The organism is Algicella marina (assembly GCF_009931615.1).
GTDB lineage: Bacteria > Pseudomonadota > Alphaproteobacteria > Rhodobacterales > Rhodobacteraceae > Algicella > Algicella marina.
Map to the genome: position 1 here is coordinate 2,633,142 of NZ_CP046620.1, position 24,061 is coordinate 2,657,202.

A 24,061-nucleotide genomic window follows, 5' to 3' on the forward strand; every position below is an offset into this window, starting at 1 on the left:
GTTTTCCCGCCCTGACAAGATCAAAAATCTTGTTCAGGGACAGGAGCTTACGATACTACAATTTCTGTGTTCAGTTGATGAGACCGGCGTGGCGCATTGCATCCTGCATCAGCACCTCGGTCGCCGCTTCGATGTTGACCATCGGTGAGCGAACCTCATCCGAGCATTTGCCGAGCAGCTTCAGCGCATATTTTGTCGGACTCGGACTGGGCTCCAGGAAGGCCGCGCGGTGGAGCGGCAACAGCTTGTCCTGATAGCTCAAGGCCAACGGCCAGTCCCCGGCCATCATCGCCTCCTGAAATTCAGCGCAGAGACGAGGAGCGATGTTGGCCACCACCGAAATGCAGCCAACGCCGCCATGGACGTTGAAGCCCAGCGCGGAGGCATCCTCGCCGGAAAGTTGGATAAAGTCCCTGCCACAAGTCGCCCGCTGGTCAGAGACGCGCGTTACGTCCCCGGTCGCGTCTTTCACGCCGATGATACGCGGCAGTTTGGCCAGTTCCCCCATCGTCACCGGCGTCATGTCGATTATCGAACGTCCGGGGATGTTATAGATAATAATCGGCAGGTTGGACGCGTCGTGCAGGATCTGGAAATGCTGTTTCAGCCCGCGCTGGTTCGGCTTGTTGTAGTACGGGGTGACGACCAAAGCAGCATCGGCACCCACCCTTTCCGCGAACTGGACGAACCGCAGTGCCTCTTCGGTGCTATTTGAGCCGGCACCGGCAATCACCGGCAAACGACCGTTGGATTGCTTGACCACGATCTCGATACAACGCTCGTGCTCCTCATGGGTGAGGGTGGGACTTTCAGCGGTGGTGCCGACGGGAACAAGGCCATGAGTACCTTCCTCGATGTGCCACTCCACCAGGGCCTTCAACGCATCTTCATCAACCTTGCCGTCCCGGAAGGGTGTGATGAGTGCGGGGAGAGATCCTTTGAACATGGCGGCACCTGTTGTCTTGCAATCGCCCTGATTGGGCCGCGCGACCGTAGCGACGAATTGATGTGCCTGCAAGGGAACGGGTGAAGACGAAGGCGATCCGCTGTGCTATTCTTCGCCAAACACAAAACCCGGAAGGGGTGAGCAGTATGATCCTGAAATCAGGGCGCCTGGTGGCGGCTTTTTTGCTGTGCTTTTGCGCCGCCGGGGCGGTGGCGAGTGATGGTCCGCGTATGGAACAGGTTATGGAGGCAATTTCACAGCGAGACTACCCGTTGGCAGAGAGGCTGGCCGAAGCCATTCCGGGGCGGGAGGCACATGACATCGTATTGTGGCACCGTCTGAGACAGGGCGACGGTGTCTGGCAGGAATACACCGATTTCCTGCAGCGCAATCCCGACTGGCCTGGATTGACCTATCTGCGCAAACGCGGAGAGGCTGTCTTGCCGGTCGGGCTCTCGGCGCAGCAGTATCGAGGCTTTTTCGCGGGCGGACACCCGCAGACAGGTCGAGGCGCGCTGATCTTTGCACGTGCGCTGGGCGAGACGGAAGGGAAGCCGGTGTTGCTACGGGCATGGCGAAGCCTGCCGCTGACTCAGATGGAACGGGAGACCTTTCAGAAAAACCACATGAAAACGATCGCCCCTGAAACCGTCACCAGGCTGGAGAATATGCTCTGGACCGGGAGGCCGGATCAAGCCGAGGCGCTTCTGCCCCTTGTGAGTAAGGACACGGCCCTGCTGGCAAGGGCACGCATCCTTCTGCAGCAGGACAAACCCGGTGTCGATGCCGCGATCAAGGCAGTGCCGCCGAAACTCGCAAGTGACGCAGGACTGGCGCACGACCGGTTCGCGTGGAGAATGCGCAAGGACTACTACGACAGTTCCGAGGAACTCCTACGAGAGCGATCCGTTTCCACTGCAGCACTCGGTCAGCCGGAGGCTTGGGCCAACCGCCGCCGCCTGCTCGCGCGTCGTGCCCTTCGTCTGGACCGACCGCGAAATGCCTACAATCTGGCGAGCCAGCACTTCTTGACCGAAGGCAATGACTACGCCGATCTGGAGTGGCTGGCGGGTTACATAGCGCTGACCAGGCTGGACGATCCAGATCGCGCGGTCCGGCACTTCGAACGCTTCCGCTTGGCTGTAAAAACTCCGATCTCGCTGGGCCGTGCAGGCTACTGGATGGGTCGGGCATATGAGGCAGCCGCCAACCCCAGCGCCGCACGGGCGGCCTACGGGCTCGGAGCCGCATACCAGACAAGCTTTTACGGGCAATTGGCTGCAGAACAGGCGGGCCTGCCGGTAGACGGGGAGATGGTTACATCAGGCGCCCTGCCCGACTGGAAGGCCCGTGCTTTCATGGAAACCGGTCCAGTCAAGGCGGCGCTGCTGTTGCAACAGGCACATGAGGAACTGCTGATGCAGCGTTTCCTTCTGCACGTCGAAGAGAGTCTGGATGCCGAGGATAGCGCGGCCTTGGCTGCCCTTTCGCTTTCACTTGAACGTCCCTTCGCAGCTTTGAAGATCGCCAAACGGCAGGCCAATCTCGGCATCATTCTACCAGAGGCCTATTACCCGGTGACGGAATTGGCGGAGCAGGCAAGTTCCGGCCCGCTGAAGCCGGAACTGGTAAAAGCCATTGCCAGGCAGGAGAGCGAGTTGAATCCTTTTGCCATCAGCCCGGCGGGAGCACGTGGCCTCATGCAATTGATGCCGGGCACTGCCAAGAAGGTAGCGAACGATCTGGAAGTTGAGTACGACCTCGGTCGGCTGACGTCAGATCCCGAGTACAACGCCCGCCTTGGCACCGCCTATTTGGCCGAAATGATGGAGCGGTACGACAACTCCGTTCTACTCGCCGCTGCCGCCTATAACGCCGGCCCTCACCGTGCGGACCGCTGGATCTCGGACTACGGAGATCCGCGCAGCGCCGGGGTCGATCCGATTTGGTGGATCGAGAACATCCCTTACAGAGAGACCCGCAACTATGTGATGCGGGTTCTCGAATCCCTGCACGTTTATCGTGTGCGGATAAGCAATGAGGTACAGCCGATCGGCCTCGAGCGGGAACTTCGCATCAACTAGCCTTCGCCGCGCGGACTTGAGCGCGCCACAGCGCGTACAGGCCGGAACCGATGATCAGGCCTGCGCCGACAGCCGTCCAGAACTGCAACGTCTCACCGAACACGATCACACCAATGGCGGAGGCGAAGACGAGTTGAAGGTAGGCGAATGGCTGCACCGTACCGGCCTCGGCAACGGAGTAGGTCTTTATCAGCAGGAAATGACCTGAGGCACCGAAAATGCAGAGCACCACCATCCAGCCCCAATCGCCTGCCGTCGTCATTGGCTCCCAGAAAAAGGGCGCGGTCAGGGTGATAGCGATCGCCCCGGCGACACCGGTGTAGAAGAAACTTGTCTCCGCACTATCAGCGCGGGCGACGTAACGAGTAAGCAGGGCATAGAGCGCGAACATCAGGGTGGCCGTCAGGGAGATCAGTGCCTCCGGTGCGAATACAGCAAAGCCGGGGCGCAGAATTATCAAAACTCCGACGAAGCCAATCCCGATCGCAGTCCAACGCCGCCAGCCGAGGGATTCGCCCAGCACCGGCCCGGAAAGGGCCGCGACGATCAGCGGATAAGCCGCAAAGATTGCATGTGCCTCCACCAGTCCAAGCAGTTTGAAGCCGAGCACCATAACGCAGATTTCCGACACCAGCAGTACGCCGCGAAAAATCTGGACCTTCGGCATGCCTGATTTCGCGACGCGTCGCAGCCCACCCTTCAGCGATGCGCTGCGGGCAACAACGAATGCAGCGAAGAACCAGTAGCGGAAAATCACCACGATCATCACGTTGTAGGCTTCGGCCAGATGCTTGGAAATGCCATCCTGTGCCGCGAAAACAAACATGGTAGCGATCATCAAAGTGATGCCGAGGCGGGCATTGTTGGTCATCGTGGCAGGCGGCCTTGTGTCATATGCCGCTTGCTGCCGAATCCGGGAACGCGGGCTACTTCAAAGCCGGCTGATGCCAGTTTTTGGCGAACATGACCAGCGGCGGAATAAGAAGCACAGGTTCCACCCGGGCAAGTATGGTTCGCGACTTCGGCCAGCAACTGCGCCTCCCACAATTCCGGATTGCGGGCAGGGCTGAACCCATCGAGAAACCATGCATCCGCCTGCCCCGGCCATACAGGCAGGGTATCGCGGGCATCACCTGCAATGATGTGAAGCTCCATCCTGGGTAGGCTGATTCTCCGCTCACCTAAGCCCCAGCCTGCCAGCATCGGTGCCGCGAGGTCTGCGATGCTGGTAAAGGGTGCAAGGGCGCGGGCCATATCTTCATGCGTAAGTGGATAAGCCTCAAAACTGGTAAACTTCAGAGTGCCGCTTACCCCGCTCGCCCGCCAGCATTCCAGCGCTGCCAGGGCATTCAGCCCCGTGCCGAAACCAAGTTCGGCGATATGGAAACCATCTCGAAAGCGTGCCGGCAGATCGTTGCCGCGCAGGAAGACATGGCGGGTCTCTTCGAGGCCATCGGCAAGCGAGTAATAAGGATCATCAAACCGAGTGGAGATGGGCACCTCACCTTCACGCCACTCCAGATCTGCCGTTCCATGTTTGCTCCCGTGGTCATTCATCGCTACACCCCGACTATCGCACCAGCATGGGGAGGGGGCCGCAGCTTGGCAACGCGGAAATCGGATGTCATCATCGTCGGCGCCGGAATTTTCGGTCTGTCGGTGGCCTTCGCGTTGTTGCAGCGCGGAATGGCAGTCGTCGTGCTGGAGGCACGACAGATCGGTGCCGGAGCCAGCGGCGGCATCGTCGGAGCATTGTCACCCCATGCGCCGGAGCGGTGGAACGAAAAGAAAGAGTTTCAGCTTAAGTCATTGTTTTTTCAACAGAATTTCTGGCGAGAAGTCCAGCAAGCGTCCAACATGGAAACCACATACGCTCGTACAGGCCGCCTGCTGCCTTTGCCCACCCTCGCGGCACGCGAGCTCGCAATCGAACGATCTCGAGGTGCCGCAGAACACTGGCAAGGACGTGCCGACTGGCAACTGGTAGATACGGCAGACGGCTGGTTGGCGTCGGAAATAATGTCCTGCGGTTGTGTGCGGGAAACTCTTTCCGCCCGACTGTTCCCGAGTGAGGCCATTGAATCCCTGGCGGCGGCCGTGCGGGCACTTGGGGGCGAAATCGTAGAGGAAACGGCAGTCGAAACGATCGAAAACGGACGCGTTTACAGTAGTTCCGCCGATTTCCAAGCGTCGTCGATCGTGGTTGCCGCCGGCGTCGCCGGCTTTGACCTTCTGAAGCCACTTGTCGGCTCCGCGCCCGGCAGCGGCGTCAAGGGTCAGGCCGCGCTGCTCGCCGCGCCGGCAACAGGCCGGGAGCCTCTGCTTTTTTACGACGGTGTCTACATCGTCCCCCACGGCGACAACAGAGTGGCCGTTGGCTCGACGTCCGAGAACCGGTTCGACGATGCCGGCAACACGGACGAGCGGCTCGACTCGGTCATTGATACGGCACAAAGTTTGTGCCCAAAACTGCGTGCTGCCAAAGTTCTGACCCGTTGGGCAGGTGTCCGACCGAAGGCGCGTAAGCGGGATCCGATGCTGGGTCCGGTTCCCGGACACTCCCATGTGTTCGTGGCCTTGGGCGGCTTCAAGATCGGATTTGGCATCGCTCCATTCGCAGGCAAGATCCTGGCCGATATGATTGCCGGTCGGTCATGTGACCTGCCGCGCAGTTTCGGTGTCGAAAGCCACATGGAGATCTAACTCGTGCCAACGCTTGACGGTCTCGACCATTTCGTACTGACAGTCACCGACCTGGCCGCGACGATTGCGTTCTATTCCGAGGCTCTCGGCATGCAGCACCTGCGTTTCACCGTCGCCGATGGGACCACCCGCCATGCCATGACGTTCGGGTCATACAAGATCAACCTGCACCCAGAAGATGCGCCATTCAGCCCACACGCTGCTTCGCCAACGGCAGGGACCGGTGACTTTTGTGTGCTGACTACGGACGATCTTGGCGACTGGCAGGCACACCTGCGAGCCGCAGGCATCGCTATAGAGGAAGCTCCTGTAAAGCGAACAGGCGCTCAAGGAACATTGATATCGATTTACATCAGGGACCCGGACGGCAATCTCATCGAGATCGCCAACTATCTGTGAGCACGGATTTCGGCCCGCAGTCCATCCATAAGTGTCGTGAGAATCTGGAAACTCTTCGGGTCGATCAAACGACCGTCTGCGCCAAATGCCTTGTTTGCACCAACAATCATCACCTCTGGCCCCTGCAGAACAATGGGCTGGAAGGGAGTCAGGCAGTGTCGCAGAGAAAACTGGCTACGGTCACCACCTGCACGCCCCGCAGCGCAGGACATGATCGCCACCGGTTTGCCTTTGAGCGGAGATTTTCCAGTGCGGCTCAGCCAGTCGAGCGCGTTTTTCAGCACCCCGGGCAAGTTCTTGTTGTACTCAGGCGTGGCGATGATCACGCCGTCGGCTTCGGCGATCTGTTCCGTGAGCAAGGCAACCCCTGCCGGAATACCCTCAGCCTCTTCAAGATCCCCGTCGTATAGGGGAAACCGGATTGACCCGAAGGTGAACCTGTCAGGCGCGAAGGCCCGCGCAGCCTCGTGCATCAGCTTGGTATTGGAAGAGTCCCTGCGCAACGCTCCGGAGAGGCCGAGGATAGAGTATGACATGAATACGTTTCCTTCGCGGAAAATTGCCTCTCGATGACCTATGCGTGTTCGTCTCTAAATTAAAGCCACCAATATATTGTGGATAAGTTTGCCTAAACATCCACATTCTGTGATGACTGCTTGACTCACCGAGGCTGCGATTGAATCCTTCCAACCAATCGCGGGAATCGCTCCAACAGCAGGCACTTATGCATTTCACTCGAATCCGCTTGCAGGGTTTCAAGAGCTTCGTCGACCAGACGGAGCTATCGATTGCACCCGGACTGACCGGTGTCGTCGGTCCGAACGGATGCGGCAAATCCAATCTGCTCGAAGCGTTGCGCTGGGTCATGGGCGAGAATCGCCCGACAGCCATGCGCGGTGGAGGTATGGAGGACGTCATCTTCGCCGGAGCCTCCTCCCGCCCGGCCCGTAATTTTGCCGAAGTCACGTTGCAACTAGACAACTCCGACAGGCTTGCGCCTCCAGGCTTCAACGACAGCGACGTCCTTGAGATCGTGCGGCGGATCACCCGCGATGTAGGGTCCGCCTACAAGACCAACGGCAAGGATGCACGGGCCCGCGACGTTCAAATGCTTTTCGCCGACGCCTCGACCGGCGCGCATTCGCCCGCGCTGGTTCGGCAGGGCCAGATCGCGGAACTTATCAACGCCAAACCAAAGGCGCGCCGACGCATCCTGGAGGAAGCGGCCGGTATCTCCGGTCTCTACCAGCGTCGTCACGAAGCGGAATTGAAGCTGCGTGGCGCAGAGACGAACCTCGCTCGCGTGGAGGACGTCACCGAGAGTCTGCAGTCACAGCTGAACTCTCTGGCCCGGCAAGCAAAACAGGCCGCACGTTACCGCGAGATCGCAGGGGACTTGCGGCGCATGGAGGCCATGCTGCTCTATCGCCGCTGGAAGGAAGCTGACGAGGCCCGCGCGGCGGCGGCGGCAACGTTGCGAGAAGCGATAAAACAGGCCGCACAAGCGCAGGGAAGCGCCTCGGAAAAGGCACGTGCGCGGGCGGAGGCGGAGGGGAAACTGCCACCGTTGCGCGAGGAAGAGGCGATTGCCGGAGCCGTTCTTCAGAGATTGCTGGTGGAACGGGATACACTTGACGAACAGGACAAGCGCGCGAAAGAGACTATCGCGACCTTGGAGTCCCGGATCGAACAACTGGCCCGCGACAGCGAGCGGGAAACGGGACTGAACCGTGATGCTGGAGAGGTAATTGCCAAGCTGACCTGGGAAAAGGAAGCCTTGGAGAAGGCTTCGGAGGGCCAGGACGAAGCGGTTGATGCGGCCCGTGCAGCGGCTCAGGAAGCGGGTGAAAGCCTTCAGAGCGCCGAAGCAGCACTGGATTCCGCTACGCAGGATGCTGCTCGGCTGTCTGCACGGCATCAGGCAGCTGAACGTCGGCGCGAGGAGGCGGAAAAACAGCTGGCCCGACTGACGGAAGCCGTGACCAAGGCCGAGACTGCCATGGCAGAAATCGCTGCGGAAATCGCTGCGGCCGATGCGCGAAACAAAGAGGCAATTCAGGCACTTGCGACAGCCCAAGAAACGGCGGAAGCGGCAGAAGCATCACTTTTGACTGCCGAGACGGGTCGGACCGATGCGCAGGCGCGCGAAGGCGAGGTCCGGGCGGTGCTGGCTGAAGCCGAGGGCATCGAAACGACGCTGAACGCGGAGATTTCTGCACTGGAAAGGCTGCTGGACCGCGAACGTGGCGACGGGCCGCAATTGCTTGATGCCGTGCGGGCCGAGGCCGGTTTCGAGCCTGCGCTCGGGGCTGCCTTGGGTGACGATCTGAAAGCCCCACTGGTGGATGACTCTGAAGGCTCGGGGTGGGTAACCCTGCCCGGCTACTCCCATGACAACGATCTGCCCGCTGGCGTATCGCCCTTGACAGCGCATGTGACGGCACCGGATGCGCTGGCACGTCGGTTGGGCCAGATCGGACTCGTAGACGCGTCCGAAGGGGCGAGGTATCAGCCCGATCTGCAACCGGGCCAGCGCCTGGTCAGCCGGGAGGGCGATGTTTGGCGTTGGGATGGTTACCGCGCAAGCGCCGAGGACGCCCCTTCGGCAGCAGCTCTGCGCCTGCAACAGATCAACCGACTGGACACACTGAAGAAATCGGGAGCGGAGGCGAAGGCGAAAGCCGATGTCGCACGGCAGGACTACGCCGCCCGCAAAGCCGCCCTCGAGGAAGCCCAGATGGCAGAGAAGGCTGCGCGCGAAGCACGCAGGCAAGCGGATGCGGCGTTGACGGAGGCGACACGGCGGGCCGGACGAACGGAAGGGGATCTTGGTACGCTGCAAGGGCGGCAAGAGACATTGCAGCTATCGCTGAAGGCGCGACAGGAAGACAGCGCGGCCGCAAAGGCGGTGCTAGCAGAGGCCGTAGACGGGTTGATCGCGGGCGATGACCTCGGGAAAGCGCGGGAAGTGGTTGAAGGCCACAAAGTGACGGTCGAGGCTGCGCGGCTGGCCATGATCGCCAAGCGGACGCGAGCGGACGAATTGCGGCGTGAGGGCGAGGCACGGACAAAACGGCGGCAGGAGATCATTAAAGAAGTAAGCGGTTGGCAACACAGGCTTAATTCGGCGCAGACACGAATCGCCGAATTTGAGAAACGCAGCGCGGAAAGCCAAGAGGCACTGAAGGAGGCGCGTAAAACTCCGGACGAGTTGGCCAGCAAGCGGGCGGAACTGGGCCACGGGATCGAGAAGGCGGAGACACGCAAGAAAGCTGCCGGCGATGCGCTGGCGGCGGGCGAAACGGCGCGGCGCGAAGCGGAGCAGGCGGAACGCGATGCAGAGCGAAGTGCCGGAGAAGCAAGGGAAAATCGGGCGCGAGCCGAAGCGCTGGAAGAGGCAGCGGAGGCACGGGTAAGCGATGCCGAGGAGCGGATCGCCGAAGAGATGGACGCCGCGCCGCAGGATCTGCTGGAACAGATCAAGGTCGATCCCGACGCGATGCCGTCGTCGGACGAGATCGAGAACGAGGTTCTGAAACTGCGGCGGCAGCGGGACGCGCTGGGGGCCGTGAACCTGCGGGCGGAAGAGGATGCACGCTCGGTGCAGGAAGAATTCGATACGCTGACGACCGAGAAAAGTGATCTGGAACAAGCGATTGGCAAGTTGCGCAGCGGGATTGCCAACCTCAACCGCGAGGGCCGGCAGCGGCTGTTGGACGCGTTCGAGCAGGTGAACACCAATTTCTCCATGCTGTTCAAGACGTTGTTCGGCGGTGGCGATGCCAACCTCGTGCTGGTGGAGAGCGATGACCCGCTGGAAGCGGGGCTGGAGATCATGTGCCAACCGCCGGGCAAGAAGCTGGCGACCCTGTCACTGCTGTCAGGTGGTGAGCAGACGCTGACGGCCATGTCTTTGATTTTCGCGGTTTTTTTGGCCAACCCGTCCCCGATCTGTGTGCTCGATGAGGTTGACGCGCCGCTGGATGATGCCAACGTGACCCGGTTCTGCGATCTGCTGGACGAGATGATCCAGCAGACCGACACGCGCTTTCTGATCATCACCCACCACGCGGTGACGATGAGCCGGATGGACAGGCTTTTCGGGGTGACGATGGCGGAACAGGGCGTCTCTCAACTGGTTTCGGTGGACCTGCGGCAGGCGGAAAAGCTGGTCGACGCCTGAGCCCGATTTCCGAATATGGATCTGGTATGGGTTTCGTATGGATTCAGTATTGCGAGTGTTTCCGTCAGGCACTGAACCGGTGAATAGGCAAAAACCGGACGCGGCTCTGCTTGTCCAACCTGCAGAACACGGTTGAGACCGCCTTCCACCGCACCCGGAAATGTCAGACCCGCCTCCCCATCTGGTGTGATCCCCGAAAGCGCACGTGACGTGTTACTGACAACATTTCCGTTGGTCGGCGCGCGAGGAAGTTTTCAAGGTGCCGCAGGATACGTTTTCATGGTGCCGCGTGTCTTGCACGGGTGTTGTACGTGTTTCTGACGGGTACGGAAGTGGCCACCTTATCGTAGTTTGATCTGTCCACGGCGCAATTGCGGTCTGTTTCGGCGCGACCGCTTCACGTCTCGGGCTCGGCTTCCGGCTTCTTTCGCCCCAGCATCGCGGGCACCAGAACCGTGAGGATCAGAAGTCGCATGACATGGGCGGCGGCCGTGAATCCGGGGTTTGCGCCAAGGACGATACCCATGGCGATCATCGTCTCCAGCCCGCCCGGAGCGAACGCGATGAGAACGTGGGCGACGGGCATATCAAGCAGGCGGGAGACTGGCACGGCGGCGACAAATGCCAACGAGACCGAGACACAGGTGATGGCGACACCGGCGGCGAAACACTGGCGCAAGGTCGCGAGGGTGATGCCGGAAAACCGCGAACCGATGAGCGTGCCCATGATGCAGAAGGCGGGCAGCGCCACCCATGCCGGCAGGCCGCCGTGGACGATGCCGGAGGCGTGGGCAGCGGTGGAGGTGAACAACCCGCCAAGCAACAGCGGCGCGGGCAGGCCGGTGCGCTTCAGCGCGAAACCGAGCGCGAGACTGACCGCAAGAATGGCAGCGAGGATCGGCAGCGACATTGTGCCATCGGCAGAGGTGAAGCTGGCGTTGACCTCGATGCCCAGAAACAGTGCCGCGAAGGGCACAACAAGGGTGAGGGCCAGCAGACGGACCGACTGAACGACGGAAATGCGGACGACATCGGCGCCGGCATCCATGCCCATGCTGATGACGAAGGAAAGATGGCCGGGCGAGGACGCGAGGATCGCCGTCTTGCGGTTGTCGCCGAACCAGCGGGTGAGCATGGCGCGGGAGAAAAAGAGGATCGCCCAGAGCATGATCGCCAGCGCGACGAAAGCGAGGGGCCATGTCAGCACGGCGGCTGTCGCCTCTTCGGTGATGCCCGCACCGATTGAGATGCCGATGACCACGAAGGCCGCATCGCGAAAGCGACTGTCGAGCGACAGTTGCAGCCCGGCGAGGCCGAGGATGGTGATGAAGATCGCCGGGCCGGTCAGCAGATAGACGGGCAGATGCAGGAAATAGCCGATCGTCGCCCCGATGGCGCCCAGGCAGAGCGCGATGAGGGTACGAAGGAGCGGGTTCGACGGCATGGCATGCCGCTATCACCTTTGCCGGGGAGGATAAAGAGGGCCAATTGCCGGTTTTCCGGGCAACGGTTGGAGATTGCGGCACGGCAGGCGGGCTGGAGGTTGACGGCACCGCGACATCCGGGCACGCGTCTGCCATGAGCGATGAAAACAACCCGATGAAGCGGTTGGGAGACTGGTCTTCCACCGCCACCCACCACAGCCCTGTCGAGGATGCACAGGGCATCGCCGCCGCCGTCGTGCTTACGGCGCTGGGCGTGGCGATGCTGGCGGAACTGGGATTGGTGACATCCGGCCTGGCCGGGCTGGCGCTGATCGGCCACGAGATTACCGGGCTGTCTATCGGGCTGCTGTTCTTCGTACTGAACGCGCCGTTCTACGCTTTCGCACTGTTGCAGATGGGCGCTGCCTTCACTGCCAAGACGGTGGCGGCGGTGGTGGCATTCTCCGTCGTCGTCGACTTGCAGGAACGGTTCGTGGCGTTCGAACGGATCGCACCTGTCTATGGCGCGATTGTCGCCGGGGTGCTGATCGGCATCGGCTTGCTGGCGGTGTTCAGGCATCGCGCCTCGCTGGGCGGTGTGGGCATTCTGGCTGTGTGGTTGCAAGACCGATATGGCTTTCGGGCGGGGTGGACACAGATGATCTATGACTTCATGCTGTTTCTGCTGGCGCTGGCAGTGCTGCCGCTGCGCGCCGTGGCGTTTTCGTTTCTGAGTGCGCTCGTTCTCAACCTGTTTCTGGCAATAAACCACCGGACGGACCGCTATATCGCCCGGTGAGAGGGGGATACATGCGGTATTTGATGATCGGTCTGGCGGCGCTGGGCGCGCCTGCGCTGGCTCAGGAGGCGCAGCAGCCGGAAGAGACGGTTGCCGTTGCGGTGAAGGAAAGCGTCGTCGCCGAGAAGTTCATGGTTGCCGCGGCCAACCCGCTGGCCGCTGAGGCCGGGCGCGAGATCCTGGCGCGGGGTGGCAGTGCCGCCGATGCGCTGGTGGCGGTGCAACTGGTGCTGAACCTGGTCGAGCCGCAATCCTCCGGCATCGGCGGTGGAGCGTTCGCGCTGTACTGGGATGCCGAGGCTGGGCTGGCCAGCTGGGACGGGCGCGAGAAAGCGCCAATGGCCGCGGACGAGAGTTACTGGCTGGGTGCGGATGGCGCGCCGGTGGGCTGGTGGGATGCGGTCGTGGGCGGCCGGTCCGTCGGCGTACCGGGGACACTGAGGCTGCTGGAGACGTTACACGCGGAGCACGGGCGGCTGGAGTGGGGCGAGTTGTTCCAGCCCGCGATCAGACTGGCGGAGACGGGCTTTGCCATTTCGCCGCGCATGGCAGCCAGCATCGCGAGCGCGCAGGAACAACAGCTGGACCTGTTTCCGGTGGCGCGGGAGTATTTCTTCGAGGCCGATGGCAGCCCGAAGGCGGAAGGCACGATTCTGAAAAATCCAGAATTCGCGGCGACGCTGAAGCTGCTCGCGGCCGAAGGCTCCGCACCGTTCTATGAGGGAGAGATCGCCGACGATATCGTTGCGGCGGTCAAGACCAATGTGAACCCCGGCATCCTGACGATGGAGGATCTGGCCGCCTACGAGGTGGTTGAACGGGAGCCGGTGTGCATGGCCTACCGCACCTACGAGGTGTGCGGCATGGGTCCACCTTCCTCCGGCGCGCTGACCGTGGGGCAGATCCTGGGGCAGTTGAACGCGTTCGAGATCGGAAATGCGCCGTCGGCGGAGGCGTGGCATCTGTATATCGAGGCGGCAAAGAACGCCTATGCCGACCGCGGCCTGTATATGGCTGACAGCGATTTCGTCGACATGCCAGAGGGGCTGCTGGACGATGACTACCTGGCCTCGCGGGCGGCGCTGATCGACCCGGACGCGGCAATGGAAAGTGCCAGCCCCGGAGAACCGCCGTGGGAGGAAACCAGGCTTTGGGCACCGGACAGGCAGGTGGAACGGCCGGGCACCAGCCATATCTCGATTGTCGACGGATTCGGCGATATGCTTTCGATCACCACGACGATCGAGACGGGCTTCGGCAGCCGCGTGATGGTGCGGGGTTTCCTGCTGAACAACGAACTGACGGATTTCAGCCGGGCTCCCGAAGAGGACGGCAAGCCGATCGCCAACCGTGTGGAAGGCGGCAAGCGGCCCCGGTCCTCCATGGCGCCGACAATCGTGCTGGAGGACGGCGCGCCGGTCCTGCTGATCGGCAGCCCGGGGGGCAGCCGCATCATCAATTACGTGGCGGGTGCGCTGGTGCGGATCCTCGACTGGGGTATGGACCCGCAGGAGGCACTGAACGCGGGCCATGTCGTCAACCGCAACGGTGCCACCGACCTGGAGGAAGGGACGGAAGCGGCAGAGCTGGCGTCGGCGCTGGAAGCGCTGGGGCATGAGGTGAACATAGCCAATCTCAACTCGGGCCTGCACGCGATCCTGTTGGAAGGCGGCAAGCTGATCGGCGCGGCGGACCCGCGGCGGGAGGGTGTCGCTGTCGGAGAGTGACAGCGGGATACAGGGCGGCGGGTGGTGCAGGGACGGGCGGACCGGTCGCAGTAGGCACCCGGCTCTGACTGAGCATCGAAGATGTCTTCGCAATCAGCGCAGGCATTTTCGGCTTGCTTGATGCCATTCATTTCCATATTTCATGAATTATGGAAAAGAATCACGCCATCAATTCTCTGGCCGCACTGGCGCATGACATGCGGATCGACATTTTTCGCCTGCTGGTAAAGGCCGGCGCCGATGGGTTGGCCGCCGGTGAGATCGCGCAGTCGCTGGACGTACGGTCGAACACATTGTCCAACAACCTGAATATCCTTGCGCGCTCCGGGCTTGTCCGCTCCGCCCGCGAGGGGCGTTCCATACGCTATTTCGCACGGGTGGATGGGATGCAGAATCTGCTCGGCTTCCTGATGGAAGACTGCTGCGGCGGACGGCCGGACTTGTGCGCAAAGGTGTTCGAGCAAATTGCCTGCAACATGGAGACGTGACCATGACCGACACCTACAACGTTCTGTTTCTCTGTACCGGCAATTCCGCGCGGTCGATCATCGCCGAGGCGATCCTGAACTCGGTTGGCGTCGGCAGGTTCGCGGCCTTCTCCGCCGGATCGGCCCCGAGGGGCGACGTTCACCCGGCAACTTTGCGGCTACTGGCACGGATGGAGCATGACACCGGCCAGTTGTGGTCAAAGAGCTGGGACGTGTTCGCCGGCAAGGACGCCCCTAAGATGGATTTCGTGTTCACGGTTTGCGATCAAGCAGCGGCGGAGACCTGCCCAGTCTGGCCCGGCCAGCCGATGAGCGCCCACTGGGGGCTGCCGGACCCGGTGGCGGTGACCGGTAGCGAGGCTGAGACAAGTCTCGCCTTCAGCGAAACCTACAGGATGCTGCACAATCGCATTTCGGCGTTCACCAGCCTGCCGGTCGCGGCGCTGGACCGTTTGTCGCTGCAACGGCGACTGGACGAGATCGGCAGGAACCGGACGCCTGCGGCGGCAAATTGAATCCGGAGTTCCATGAAATGACCGATACGACGCCCCCCGAACCGGAGGCTATGGGACGTTTCGAGCGGTTGCTGACGCTGTGGGTGGCGCTGGCAATGCTGGGTGGCATTGTCATCGGCGCGGCTGCGCCGGGGCTTGTAGGGGCGGTTGCGGCTGCGGAAATCGCCTCAATCAACCTCGTGGTGGCGGTGCTGATCTGGGCGATGGTCTATCCGATGATGGTTGGCGTCGATTTCGCCGCGGTCGCCGGGGTGGCGCGACAGCCGAAAGGACTGCTGGTGACGCTGGTGGTCAACTGGCTGATAAAGCCGTTCACCATGGCGGCGCTGGCGGTGCTGTTCTTCGACCATGTCTTCGCTCCCCTGATCGCGCCGGAGGATGCGGCGCAGTACATCGCGGGCCTTATCCTGCTCGGTGCTGCCCCGTGTACCGCCATGGTCTTCGTGTGGTCGCAACTGACGCGGGGCGATGCCACCTACACCCTGGTGCAAGTCTCGGTGAACGATCTGATCATGGTGGTGGCCTTCGCGCCGATTGTCGCTTTCCTGCTGGGTGTGACGGAAATTGCGGTGCCATGGGAAACTTTGGTGCTGGCCACGGTCCTCTACGTGTTGCTACCATTGCTGGCCGGTCTGGCGACGCGGCGGATGCTGGGATCGGCCGCGGCCATCGAGGCATTCTCCGCCCGCATCAAGCCGTGGTCGATGATCGGGCTGATCGCGACGGTGGTAATTCTGTTCGGCCTGCAGGGTGAGGTCATTCTGGACCGACCGCTGGTGATCGCGCTGATCGCGGTGCCGATCCTGATCCAGAGCTACGGGATCTTCGCCGTGGCCTATGGCGCCGCCTTCCTGCTGAAGGTGCCGCACAGGATCGCCGCGCCCTGTGCGATGATCGGCACATCCAACTTCTTTGAACTGGCGGTGGCCGTGGCGATCAGCCTGTTCGGATTGCAGTCGGGCGCGGCGCTGGCCACGGTGGTCGGCGTGCTGGTGGAGGTGCCGGTGATGCTGTCGCTGGTGGCCATCGCCAACCGGACGCGGGCAAGGTTTCCCGGCTAGGTGTCGAGGTCGATGCGCGGCTTGCCGAACGTGGCCATCGCCTGCGCCAGTGGGCTGCCGGGGCGCGCATGATCCTCCAGCGCAATTCCTGCACGGGCCGCCTCGGCGGCATCGCGCAGGCTGCGAACACCATCTCCGGGCCCGCCGGGGTGGGCCATGATGCCGCCACCGGCGCAAAAGATGAAATCATCGCTGCCAAGCAGGGCGCGTGAGGCTCCGACCTGCCAGACCGTCTGGCCGGAGGAAAAGACAGGCATGGCGCGGCATGCGGGACCGCCGTGGGCGGATACGGGCTGGCGGACGGCACGGGCGGCGGCGGCAACGGTGCCGTCCGACTCCGTAAACTTGTTGGCGAGACCGTTGACGTGCAGGTGATCGACCCCTGCGAGACGCCAGAGTTTCTGCATGACGCCAAAGCCGATGCCGATATCGGGTGAACGCGAGTAAAGTCCCCATCCGGCGCGATGTCCGTGGATCAGCGCGGGGCTGCGGTCGCGCACCGCGCGGAGACCGCTGAGGCCGATGGACTGCACGCAAACCATGGCGCAGGTGGCGCCAAGTTCCGCCATCCGATCCAGATTGCGCCACATGGTGTCGATTTCGTCGGTGATATTGGCAGCGTAGAGGACTTTCTTGCCCGTCTTTTGCGCGTGATCCTCGATGACCCGCATTACTGCCGTCAACCGGGCGTCGAAAGGACAGTCGGGACCGTTGGCCTGCAACTCGTCATCCTTGATGAAGTCGATACCGGCGACGACGAGCTGTTGCACGAGGTCGGCAGTCTCGGCGGGCGAAAGGCCGATGCTGGGTTTTATGATCGTGCCGATCAGCGGACCTTCGTGGCCGCCCATCAGCGCGCGGGTGCCGGTTGCGCCGAATTGCGGGCCGGGGTGAGCATGGGCGAAGTCGGCGGGCAGGTCTACATCCTCAAGCCGAATGGCGGAGAGTTCTGCGAGTTCAAAGAGGTTGCCTGCGATGGTGGAGAGCAGCGTCGGCAGAGAAGTACCAAAATTGCCGATGGGCCAACTGATGGTGACACGGCCGCGGTGGTAGGTTGCGCCCGTCTTGCGGCTGGGCAGCGCGGGGTGGGAGGCGGTGCCGGTTTCGACAACGCTCTCGACCCGGGCGCCGGAACGCTGCCGCAGAGCATCGGTTTCGGATGCGAGGCGGATGAAGGTGCCGGTGGACTGCTCCCCGGCCATGACCGCTGCAGCGTGGTCGAGGCCGACGGGCGTTTCGATGTCATAGGTTGCGGTGATGCGAGTCATCGGGCTCCTCCTCCCTCCCTGATCCAGCCGAAATAGTCCTCGCTGCCCATCTGTCCGCCCTTGAGCGCCAGTTCCAGCCCGTCCAGCGGGCCATCGGCGTGGGCGCGGAACAGGGCGGCACCGGGAATTGTCGGTGCGAGGGCGGTGAGGGCGTAGATGCCGAGTTGCCGGGTGGCGTGGCCGGACGTGTCGCCACCGGAAACGACGGCCCGGCGGGTGCCGCTGCGGGTCAGCATCCGGCCCAGCGTCGTGCCGAGAGCAGTGCCGATGCGGTGGTTGACGGCAGACATATCCAGACCGGCGGCGATTGCAGTGGCGCGCAATTGGCCGACGGCTGGATCATCGGGGCCGGTGGCAGTGAAGATAAGCGGATCGCGGCCTGCGGCGAGGGCGGTGAGGCCCGCAGTGGTGACCCTTTCGACCTCCGCCGCGAGTGCGGCGGCATCGGCGCAAGCGGCAGTAACATCAAAGCGGATGCCTTCGAAGCCGTTGGCGAGGGACCACCCGATCTGTTCAGCAGTGGTGGGCGAAACCGACCCGGATACGGTGATCATGCCGTTGGCACGGCCTGCACCGGGCGCGGGCGCGGCATCCGGCAATAGACCGGATGCGACCCAGTGACGGACCAGCGCGTATTCGACACCTTGCGAGCCGATGACGAAAGGCGCGGTATCGCGACCCTGCCAGAGCATTTGCCCGGCTGCCTCCTCCTCCGCGTCGGTCGCGCAATCCATCGTGACGATGCGGATGCCGTTCGAAGGGCAATCAATTTCCTCACCATTGCCTGGCCAGCGCTGCGGAACGACGCGGTATGACTGGGCGGCGATGTGGCGGCCGACATGCGGCTCCGTCATCGGAGTGACGGGATGGCGGGCCATCACGGGGTGGAGGTCCAGGCGATAGGTCTTGTCGCCCAGTGTCGCAAACAGCTCGCCATCACGCTGGAAGCGCCCCATGCGCGGCGCGGCGACGAGGACAGGAATGGAGCTGACACCGTGAAGATCGGCACCGATCTCAGCCGCACAGCCGATGGAGCCGATATTGGGTGCCGAATCGAGGGTCGAGCAGATCTTGTAGTGTAACAGTTGCGGGTGCAGGTCCATCAGTGCCCGGAATGCCTGCGGCAGTTCCTGTCGCATCCATTCGGGCGATTGGGCGCGGGCGGTGGAGGCGACGCCGATGGCCCGCAAGCCGGGATGGCGAATGAGGTGCGCGGGCGTCGGCGTTTCCAGAAACAGCATTGTTGGGAGGCCGGCGAAGGCCAGCACTTCCATCACCGCCGCGGCGCCGGTGAAGTCGTCGCCATACCAGGCGAGCAGAAGGCCGTCGGGGAGAGCGTTCACGGCGGCACCCCTCCTTTGCGAGCTGCCCGATGCTTTACATATTGGTATGCTTAGTAACTTATCATACCAGTTGTCAATCGCATCCGCCGAGGGCGGGACAATCCGGAAAGGATGGCATGACCAAGATCGCATTGTTCGGGGCCGTCGGCAAGATGGGGGTTCGGCTGTCGCGCAATCTCGCCGCCTCCGACTTCGAAACCGCGCATGTCGAAGTTTTGCCCGAGGGGCGGGAGCGGTTGAAGCGCGAACTGGGGTTGGACTGCCAGGAACCGGAAACGGTGCGGACGTGGTGTTGCTGGCAGTGCTTGGAGGCGCGGGACGCCGATGCGGCGGAACACGTGTTGGGCGATCACCTGAGCCGGGCGGAGACCAATTTCAGGCTGGCCGAAAGCAAATAGGCTGGCCGGGGCGGCCTCGCGGTGCTCAGTTGATCTCGACTTCCGCCAGCAGTGCCGCCCAGGAGGCGCCGTGCATATCCGGATCGTCGATGCTGCCTTGCACCCTCGGCCGGGGCAGGCTGAACTTGATGACGTTGAGCGCCGGGATATCGAACCGGCGCAGGGTACGCGCATCGGCACCGAAAAGGCTGGCCACACGCTCGGTGCTCAGCCCGTCACGTATCTGCGCGAAGGCATCGGCTCCTCCGCAGAAGATGTCGATGGTCAGCCAGAACGGCCCGGCGTTCTTGCTCCGCACTTTTGTGGCGATGGCTCCAACTTCAGGCAACCTCCAGCACCTCCAGCCGGAAGGCATCCATCGGGTCGCGCAGTTGCAGCACGTGGTTGAGGCGGAACTCATAGACGGCACCGCGCTGCATTTCCGCCGGTGAAAACGGGAAGGCAAATGTCGGCTGTTCTTCCTCCTGCGTCAGCGGATGGTGGAGCAGGTAGGGGTTGAGCATCTTGGCGATTTCCTGCGCCAGTTCCGGGGTTTCCGCCGTCACAATACCCATCGCGCCGGTTTCCAGTGGCATGTCATGGCGGGTTTCCAGCGCGCCGAAGCTGGCCGTCTGGCCGATGAGGCGGATCTCGATATGGAAGCTTTCCGGAGAAAGCCCCAGGCGCGACTCCACCTTGGCGCGGCAGCGGGTGACGATATCCGCCGCCCATTCCTGCGCACCGGCGACATAGCGGCTGTCCCGCAGAACCGCCAGTATCACGCTTTGATAACCAGCGACGCCCGCGCCCTCCAGCTTGACCGTATAGAGGTCGGATGGCACCCACCGCGAACCTGTGACCCTTACCCGCCTTTCATCCAGAGCGGTGTAATCCGCCTCGGTCACATCGAGGTGGCCACCCGGCTCATACAGAATGAATGGGTCGGAATTCTCATAGAGCATGTGCGCGAACACCGTTTCCGGCTTCGCATGGGCACCATCGGCGAGCGGTGTAACCGTAAAACCATCGTCATCGAAATCGACGACGATGACCCCCGACTGCGGGTTTGTGGCGCAGAGAGCGCCGCACTCACCGATCTTGGCACCGTGCCACGCCGCACCTGCATGGCAGCCGCGCATCAGCGGCAGCGCAGCGATGATCGCCGTGTCGGTTGTGCGCCCGGCGATGATTACATCGGCACCGGTTTCGATGGCCGCCGCCACCTGTTCCGCCCCCGCCAGCGCAACGATGTTGGTGGCCGAAAGGAAGCTCTCTGCATTGACGTCAGGAGCATTGCCCAGAGGCGTGATCCGCCCGTCGGCATATGCGTCCGCCATGTCCGCCTGTATCTGAGAGCATCGCAGCACCGCGATTTTCACCTTTTGACCGAGGTTGGCCGCGGCCTCGCGGGTGATGTCCAGCATCCAGTCAACGGCGCTGTCGGCACCGCAGGTTCCGGCCGTGCCAATCACCAGCGGCACCCCTGCCCTGGCGCGTGCCTCCATCAACCCCTGCCATTCCACCAGCGTGGATGCCCGCGAATACTTGGAGACGCCCTGCCCCAGATAGGCCGGACCACTGTCGGTGGAGCCGCCGTCGATGGCGATGATGTCGGGCTGCATCTCCAGCCCCCGCTCCAGCGCTACGGGGTCGTAATTGAGGCCAAGCGCCCCGCTGGGGATCAGAACGCGGGTCATCAGTCAGTCAACGCCTGTGGCTTGCGGAGGAGGCCGCGCAGGAACATGGGCGCGATGAAGCCGGCAATCGCCGCGATCCACAGGCCGATGGCGATTGGCGAGGAGATCAGGAACATCGGATCGCCGTCCGACAGCACCATCGCCCGGCGCAGCGCGTTTTCCATCTGGCCGCCGAGCAGGATGCCGAGGATCACCGGCACTGTCGGTACGTCCAGTTTGCGCAGGAAGTAGCCCAGCACGCCGAAGGCGACCATCAGCAGCAGGTCGAAGTAGCTGCCCGAGAGCGAGTAGATGCCGACAAAGGAGATCATCGTCACCCCCGGTAGCAACAGGGCCGGCGGGACGCTGAGGATCTTTACGAAAACCTTGACCATCGGCACGTTCATCAGCAACAGCACGACGTTGGCGATGAGCAGCGAGGCGATGAGGCCCCAGACCACTTCCGGCCTGTCGGTGAAGAGTGTCGGGCCGGGCGTGATGTTCAGTGTCATCAGCAGGGCCAGCAGCACCGCCGTGGTGCCGGAACCTGGCACGCCGAGGGTCAGCATAGGCACCAGCGCACCACCGGCGGCGGAGTTGTTTCCGGCCTCCGGCGCGGCCACGCCACGGGCAACACCGGTGCCGAAACCGCCCTTCTTGCCCGCGATGGCCTTTTCACTCATGTAGGCCATGAAACTGCCGAGGCTGGCACCCGCGCCGGGCAGGATGCCGGCAAAGAAGCCGACGACGCTGGCGCGCAGCATCGTCCACTTGCAGTCAAAAATGTCCTTCCAGGGAATCGTGACCTTGTCGAGCTTCACGCCGATTGCGGTGCCCTTGCCGTGGCTTTCGATGAAGAAGAAGATCTCGGCGATGGCGAACAGGCCGACGATGGCGACGAGGAAATCGACGCCGTCGGCAAGGTGCATGTTACCGCCCGTCAGCCGCGGAATGCCGCTGTTGTTGTCCACGCCGATCATGGCTATGCCCAGCCCGATGCAGGAAGCGATGGCCGACTTCGCCTGATTGTTGGACGCCATGCCGCCCAGCGTGCAGAACGCCAGCAGATAGAGCGCGAAATATTCCGCCGGACCGAACAGGTAAGCCACGCGCGCCAGCATCGGCGCCAGCAGCATCAGGCCCACGGTGGCGAGGAAGGCGCCGACGAATGAGGCGACGCCCGACAGGACCAGCGCGTCGCCAGCCCGCCCCGCCTTGGCCATCGGGTAGCCGTCGAGCGTGGTCATCAGCGCCGGTTCATCGCCGGGAATGTTGAGCAGGATGGAGGAGATACGCCCACCGTACATGGCGCCGTAGTAGACGGAGGTCATCAACACAAGCGCCGATGTGGCATCGAGGCCAAGCGTGAAGGTGATCGGGATCAGGATGGCGACGCCGTTGGACGGGCCGAGCCCCGGCAGTGCCCCGATGATCGTGCCGAGAAAGCAGCCGATCACCGCCAGCATCAGCGTGTAGGGGGAGAGGGCGACCGAGAACCCGAGTGCGAGATTGGCAAGTGTATCCATGACTCAGAGCCCCCAGCCGTGAGGAAAGGCCCGCAGGCTGAGACCCAGCGCAAAGCGGAACACGATGAACAGACCGATCGCCAGCCCCACACCGGAAAGCGCGGCCGTCTTCGCCCGCGGTTCGATCTGATAACTGAGAATACCCGCCGCAAGAATTGTAGGTACGATGAACCCCAACGGCTTGAGAAGGTAGGCGTAGGCCACGAGCACCACGACAGCGATGCCCATGTTGGCTAAAGTACGTGTGGCAGGCCATGCCGGATCCGGGTCCGGCTTGAAGATCAGCACAAGAGCCGCAAGCGCCGCTGCCCCGCTGACGAGATAGGGGAAGGTCTTCGGTCCAACGGGATCCGACATGAAGCCTGTCTGGATCTGGGTGGCGCCCGCGAAATACGCGAGCGCCGTGAAGAGGACGACCAGACCGAAAATCCGGTCCGAGGCCATTACTGGATGACCCCGATGTCCTGCGAAAGCTGCCGGATTTCGGCAACGACACCATCGACGTAGGACTGGAATTCAGAACCGACGAGGGTGAAAGGTGCGAGACCGTTGGCTTCCATCGATGCCTTCCACTCATCGCTGTCCGCGACCTGCTGAAGCTTGTCGGCCCAGCTGTCGAACACTTCGTCGGAAACGCCCTTGGGAATGTAGAGCCCGCGCCAGTTCACGGCGACAACATCGAAGCCCTGCTCCCTTGCTGTCGGAATGTCCTCGAAACCGGGAACCCGCTCTTCCGTCAGCACCGCGATGGCGCGGACTTCACCGGCCTTGAGAAAGCTGACGATCTCGGACATGTCGCCCGTCATCGCCTGCGTGAAGCCGCCGACCGTCTGGGTGATCGCGTCCGCGCCACCGTCGACACCGATGTATTTCACCTTGGTGATATCGGTAAAGCCGGCGCGCTGCAGGATCATCAGCGGTTTGAGGTGGTCGAACCCGCCCACGGCGGAACCGCCGGCAAAGGCGACGGAGCCGGGATCAGCCTTTATCGCGTCGACGAGATCGCCCAGCGTCTCGTAAGGGCTGTCATTGGCCACCACGATCACGCCGGGATCGGCCCCGATGGCACCGACGAAACGCACCTGATCGGCCGTCGCACCGGCGAAGGCGTTCTGCGCGAGGCGCGTGGAGGTGGCAGAGGAAGCGGCGACGATCAGATCCTCGTCGTCATTGCGCTCGTTGACGACGTGTGTGAAGGCGAGGCCACCACCGGCACCAGCCATGTTCGTCACCTGCACGGGCTGATCGACCGCGCCGATGTCGTACATGATCTTGCCGATCTGGCGGCAGGTGAAATCCCAGCCACCGCCGGGGTTCGCCGGTGCGATACACTCCGCCGCCGACGCGACGCCCGGCACCGCCAGAGACATAACGGCACCCGCAAACAGCGCCTTGATTGTGCGTGAGGACATTGTCTTCTCCCATTTACATCGGCAGGCTCGGGCCCGCGCTTTTTCTGGTCCCGCTCCCTACCCAAGCAACAGGAATGGCGCAAGCGGAGACTTTGGCAGCATGGGTCTTCGCGACGCCGAACACAATATC

General features: G+C 62.6%; 22 protein-coding genes. 10 read left to right on the forward strand and 12 right to left on the reverse strand.

All coding sequences use genetic code 11. The annotated features are described in order from the left end of the window. Positions 1-70: 70 nt before the first annotated feature. The gene (dapA, locus tag GO499_RS13060; protein WP_161862592.1) at positions 71-946 is read right to left on the reverse strand and encodes a 4-hydroxy-tetrahydrodipicolinate synthase; all 876 of its coding nucleotides are present in this window, start codon (positions 944-946) and stop codon (positions 71-73) included. A 146-nt stretch (positions 947-1,092) separates the two neighbouring features. Between dapA and GO499_RS13065 the strand changes: the two genes are divergently transcribed. Further along, positions 1,093-3,030, forward strand: a complete 1,938-nt coding sequence (locus tag GO499_RS13065; RefSeq protein ID WP_161862593.1) for a lytic transglycosylase domain-containing protein — start codon at positions 1,093-1,095, stop codon at positions 3,028-3,030. Here the strand turns inward: GO499_RS13065 and GO499_RS13070 are convergent. Both GO499_RS13070 and mnmC2 read right to left on the reverse strand, forming a co-directional pair. Continuing rightward, positions 3,023-3,901, reverse strand: a complete 879-nt coding sequence (locus tag GO499_RS13070) for a DMT family transporter (RefSeq protein WP_161862594.1) — start codon at positions 3,899-3,901, stop codon at positions 3,023-3,025. The genes GO499_RS13065 and GO499_RS13070 overlap by 8 nt on opposite strands. Then, complete coding sequence (gene mnmC2 / locus GO499_RS13075) at positions 3,898-4,587, reverse strand: tRNA (5-methylaminomethyl-2-thiouridine)(34)-methyltransferase MnmC2 (protein ID WP_161862595.1); 690 nt, start codon at positions 4,585-4,587, stop codon at positions 3,898-3,900. The genes GO499_RS13070 and mnmC2 overlap by 4 nt, the downstream gene beginning before the upstream one ends. A 45-nt stretch (positions 4,588-4,632) precedes the next feature. On the opposite strand from mnmC2, the gene GO499_RS13080 reads away from it, so the two are divergent. Both GO499_RS13080 and GO499_RS13085 read left to right on the forward strand, forming a co-directional pair. Continuing rightward, on the forward strand, positions 4,633-5,733 hold the full coding sequence (locus tag GO499_RS13080; protein WP_284154731.1) for an NAD(P)/FAD-dependent oxidoreductase: 1,101 nt from the start codon (positions 4,633-4,635) through the stop codon (positions 5,731-5,733). A gap of 3 nt (positions 5,734-5,736) precedes the next feature. After that, the gene (locus GO499_RS13085) at positions 5,737-6,132 is read left to right on the forward strand and encodes a VOC family protein (protein WP_161862597.1); all 396 of its coding nucleotides are present in this window, start codon (positions 5,737-5,739) and stop codon (positions 6,130-6,132) included. Here the strand turns inward: GO499_RS13085 and GO499_RS13090 are convergent. Further along, positions 6,123-6,668, reverse strand: coding sequence for an NADPH-dependent FMN reductase (locus tag GO499_RS13090; RefSeq protein ID WP_161862598.1), 546 nt, complete (start codon positions 6,666-6,668; stop codon positions 6,123-6,125). The genes GO499_RS13085 and GO499_RS13090 overlap by 10 nt on opposite strands. A gap of 188 nt (positions 6,669-6,856) precedes the next feature. Here GO499_RS13090 and smc point away from each other — a divergent pair, with 188 nt between their 5' ends. Further along, positions 6,857-10,315 carry a chromosome segregation protein SMC gene (gene smc, locus GO499_RS13095; protein ID WP_161862599.1) on the forward strand — a complete coding sequence of 1,153 codons (3,459 nt, stop codon included), beginning with the start codon at positions 6,857-6,859 and terminating at the stop codon, positions 10,313-10,315. Between the two features lie 397 nt (positions 10,316-10,712). On the opposite strand, the gene GO499_RS13100 is transcribed toward smc, so the two are convergent. Continuing rightward, positions 10,713-11,759, reverse strand: coding sequence for an AbrB family transcriptional regulator (locus GO499_RS13100; protein WP_161862600.1), 1,047 nt, complete (start codon positions 11,757-11,759; stop codon positions 10,713-10,715). A 44-nt stretch (positions 11,760-11,803) separates the two neighbouring features. Between GO499_RS13100 and GO499_RS13105 the strand changes: the two genes are divergently transcribed. From GO499_RS13105 to arsB, 5 genes are all read left to right on the forward strand, one after another. Beyond that, positions 11,804-12,538 (forward strand): YitT family protein, encoded by a 735-nt coding sequence (locus GO499_RS13105; protein ID WP_284154732.1) that lies wholly within the window; start codon positions 11,804-11,806, stop codon positions 12,536-12,538. A gap of 11 nt (positions 12,539-12,549) precedes the next feature. Beyond that, positions 12,550-14,265: a gamma-glutamyltransferase gene (gene ggt / locus GO499_RS13110; protein WP_161862601.1), complete on the forward strand. Its 1,716-nt coding sequence runs from the start codon at positions 12,550-12,552 to the stop codon at positions 14,263-14,265. Positions 14,266-14,414: 149 nt separating this feature from the next. Continuing rightward, positions 14,415-14,753 (forward strand): ArsR/SmtB family transcription factor, encoded by a 339-nt coding sequence (locus tag GO499_RS13115; RefSeq protein ID WP_161862602.1) that lies wholly within the window; start codon positions 14,415-14,417, stop codon positions 14,751-14,753. Positions 14,754-14,755: 2 nt separating this feature from the next. Continuing rightward, positions 14,756-15,268 (forward strand): arsenate reductase ArsC, encoded by a 513-nt coding sequence (locus GO499_RS13120; RefSeq protein WP_161862603.1) that lies wholly within the window; start codon positions 14,756-14,758, stop codon positions 15,266-15,268. Positions 15,269-15,318: 50 nt separating this feature from the next. Continuing rightward, positions 15,319-16,329, forward strand: coding sequence for an ACR3 family arsenite efflux transporter (gene arsB / locus GO499_RS13125; RefSeq protein WP_431309903.1), 1,011 nt, complete (start codon positions 15,319-15,321; stop codon positions 16,327-16,329). Here arsB and GO499_RS13130 read toward each other — a convergent pair. Together GO499_RS13130 and GO499_RS13135 are read right to left on the reverse strand one after the other, a co-directional pair. Further along, positions 16,326-17,597 (reverse strand): ribulose-bisphosphate carboxylase large subunit family protein, encoded by a 1,272-nt coding sequence (locus GO499_RS13130; RefSeq protein ID WP_161862605.1) that lies wholly within the window; start codon positions 17,595-17,597, stop codon positions 16,326-16,328. The genes arsB and GO499_RS13130 overlap by 4 nt on opposite strands. Beyond that, positions 17,594-18,940: a four-carbon acid sugar kinase family protein gene (locus tag GO499_RS13135; protein ID WP_161862606.1), complete on the reverse strand. Its 1,347-nt coding sequence runs from the start codon at positions 18,938-18,940 to the stop codon at positions 17,594-17,596. The genes GO499_RS13130 and GO499_RS13135 overlap by 4 nt, the downstream gene beginning before the upstream one ends. A 116-nt stretch (positions 18,941-19,056) precedes the next feature. Between GO499_RS13135 and GO499_RS19775 the strand changes: the two genes are divergently transcribed. Further along, positions 19,057-19,338: a hypothetical protein gene (locus GO499_RS19775; RefSeq protein WP_284154733.1), complete on the forward strand. Its 282-nt coding sequence runs from the start codon at positions 19,057-19,059 to the stop codon at positions 19,336-19,338. A 25-nt stretch (positions 19,339-19,363) separates the two neighbouring features. Here the strand turns inward: GO499_RS19775 and GO499_RS13145 are convergent, their stop codons facing one another. Genes GO499_RS13145 through GO499_RS13165 form a run of 5 tightly spaced genes read right to left on the reverse strand, consistent with a single transcriptional unit; the run spans position 19,364 to position 23,931 of the window. After that, positions 19,364-19,666 carry a DUF4387 family protein gene (locus GO499_RS13145; RefSeq protein ID WP_284154734.1) on the reverse strand — a complete coding sequence of 101 codons (303 nt, stop codon included), beginning with the start codon at positions 19,664-19,666 and terminating at the stop codon, positions 19,364-19,366. Continuing rightward, positions 19,659-21,014, reverse strand: a complete 1,356-nt coding sequence (locus tag GO499_RS13150) for an acyclic terpene utilization AtuA family protein (protein WP_284154735.1) — start codon at positions 21,012-21,014, stop codon at positions 19,659-19,661. Before GO499_RS13150 ends, GO499_RS13145 begins: the two co-directional genes overlap by 8 nt. Continuing rightward, positions 21,014-22,519: a tripartite tricarboxylate transporter permease gene (locus GO499_RS13155; protein ID WP_161862608.1), complete on the reverse strand. Its 1,506-nt coding sequence runs from the start codon at positions 22,517-22,519 to the stop codon at positions 21,014-21,016. The genes GO499_RS13150 and GO499_RS13155 overlap by 1 nt, the downstream gene beginning before the upstream one ends. A 3-nt stretch (positions 22,520-22,522) precedes the next feature. Then, positions 22,523-22,963 carry a tripartite tricarboxylate transporter TctB family protein gene (locus tag GO499_RS13160; protein WP_161862609.1) on the reverse strand — a complete coding sequence of 147 codons (441 nt, stop codon included), beginning with the start codon at positions 22,961-22,963 and terminating at the stop codon, positions 22,523-22,525. After that, positions 22,963-23,931, reverse strand: coding sequence for a Bug family tripartite tricarboxylate transporter substrate binding protein (locus tag GO499_RS13165; RefSeq protein ID WP_161862610.1), 969 nt, complete (start codon positions 23,929-23,931; stop codon positions 22,963-22,965). The genes GO499_RS13160 and GO499_RS13165 overlap by 1 nt, the downstream gene beginning before the upstream one ends. Between the last annotated feature and the right edge of the window lie 130 nt (positions 23,932-24,061).

Coding starts and splice junctions, on each gene's coding strand:
- GO499_RS13120 (WP_161862603.1), top strand. CDS start 14,756: ATGACCGACACCTACAACGTTCTGTTTCTCTGTACCGGCAATTCCGCG.
- GO499_RS13090 (WP_161862598.1), bottom strand. CDS start 6,668: ATGTCATACTCTATCCTCGGCCTCTCCGGAGCGTTGCGCAGGGACTCT.
- GO499_RS13100 (WP_161862600.1), bottom strand. CDS start 11,759: ATGCCGTCGAACCCGCTCCTTCGTACCCTCATCGCGCTCTGCCTGGGC.
- smc (WP_161862599.1), top strand. CDS start 6,857: ATGCATTTCACTCGAATCCGCTTGCAGGGTTTCAAGAGCTTCGTCGAC.
- dapA (WP_161862592.1), bottom strand. CDS start 946: ATGTTCAAAGGATCTCTCCCCGCACTCATCACACCCTTCCGGGACGGC.
- arsB (WP_431309903.1), top strand. CDS start 15,319: ATGGGACGTTTCGAGCGGTTGCTGACGCTGTGGGTGGCGCTGGCAATG.
- GO499_RS13165 (WP_161862610.1), bottom strand. CDS start 23,931: ATGTCCTCACGCACAATCAAGGCGCTGTTTGCGGGTGCCGTTATGTCT.
- GO499_RS13065 (WP_161862593.1), top strand. CDS start 1,093: ATGATCCTGAAATCAGGGCGCCTGGTGGCGGCTTTTTTGCTGTGCTTT.
- mnmC2 (WP_161862595.1), bottom strand. CDS start 4,587: ATGAATGACCACGGGAGCAAACATGGAACGGCAGATCTGGAGTGGCGT.
- GO499_RS13160 (WP_161862609.1), bottom strand. CDS start 22,963: ATGGCCTCGGACCGGATTTTCGGTCTGGTCGTCCTCTTCACGGCGCTC.
- GO499_RS13130 (WP_161862605.1), bottom strand. CDS start 17,597: ATGACTCGCATCACCGCAACCTATGACATCGAAACGCCCGTCGGCCTC.
- ggt (WP_161862601.1), top strand. CDS start 12,550: ATGCGGTATTTGATGATCGGTCTGGCGGCGCTGGGCGCGCCTGCGCTG.
- GO499_RS13155 (WP_161862608.1), bottom strand. CDS start 22,519: ATGGATACACTTGCCAATCTCGCACTCGGGTTCTCGGTCGCCCTCTCC.
- GO499_RS13115 (WP_161862602.1), top strand. CDS start 14,415: ATGGAAAAGAATCACGCCATCAATTCTCTGGCCGCACTGGCGCATGAC.
- GO499_RS13150 (WP_284154735.1), bottom strand. CDS start 21,014: ATGACCCGCGTTCTGATCCCCAGCGGGGCGCTTGGCCTCAATTACGAC.
- GO499_RS13070 (WP_161862594.1), bottom strand. CDS start 3,901: ATGACCAACAATGCCCGCCTCGGCATCACTTTGATGATCGCTACCATG.
- GO499_RS19775 (WP_284154733.1), top strand. CDS start 19,057: ATGACCAAGATCGCATTGTTCGGGGCCGTCGGCAAGATGGGGGTTCGG.